This window comes from Arthrobacter sp. B1805 (genome assembly GCF_002929745.1).
Classification (GTDB): domain Bacteria; phylum Actinomycetota; class Actinomycetes; order Actinomycetales; family Micrococcaceae; genus Arthrobacter_D.
In genome coordinates this window covers 1-595 of record NZ_PJIQ01000069.1, presented here as the reverse complement: position 1 = coordinate 595, position 595 = coordinate 1, and the positions used below count along the sequence as shown (strand labels likewise).

Genomic DNA, 595 nt, shown 5'->3' with positions numbered 1-595 from the left:
TCCTCGCAGTACCCGCCCTCGCCATCAGCGCCGTTGCTATGGCAGGCTCCCCCGCTATGGCAGGCCATGACGGTACCTACTCCTCGACCCTGGGCCAGCTCAACGGCACCACCGGCACCGGCACCATCACTCTGGACGTCAAGGGTGACAAGGCAATGCTCAACCTGCAGGTCAACGGCCTCGCCCAGACCTTCATGGACGCACCGTACCCCCACGTCCAGCACATCCACGGCGGCGCCAAGGGCATGTGCCCCACCCCCGCTGAGGACCAGAATGGCGACGGCATCCTCAGCACCACCGACGGTGCGCCTGCCTACGGTGGAATTCTCACCACCTTGACCACCTCAGGTGCGACCACCCCGGCTGAGGGCCTCAACCTCCAGCTCGGTGGCCAGGGTGGCAGCTACACCATCGACCGCGAGATCACCCTTGACCAGGCCACCCAGGAAGCCCTCGCCGCCGGCACCGCCGTCGTCGTCGTCCACGGCCTGGACCCCGCCACGGCCACCGGCACCCCTGAAGCCTTCAGCGCGCCGAGCGACCTCGAGCCCTCCCTGCCCCTCGGCGCAACCTCGCCCGCCCTGTGCGGTGTCCT

General features: G+C 68.7%; 1 protein-coding gene. It reads left to right on the top strand.

Annotation, left to right across the window (positions count from 1 at the left end):
• Positions 1–38: 38 nt before the first annotated feature.
• Positions 39–595: CHRD domain-containing protein (locus CXQ96_RS17920; RefSeq protein WP_104119378.1), on the top strand; the 557-nt coding region annotated here is incomplete at its 3' end.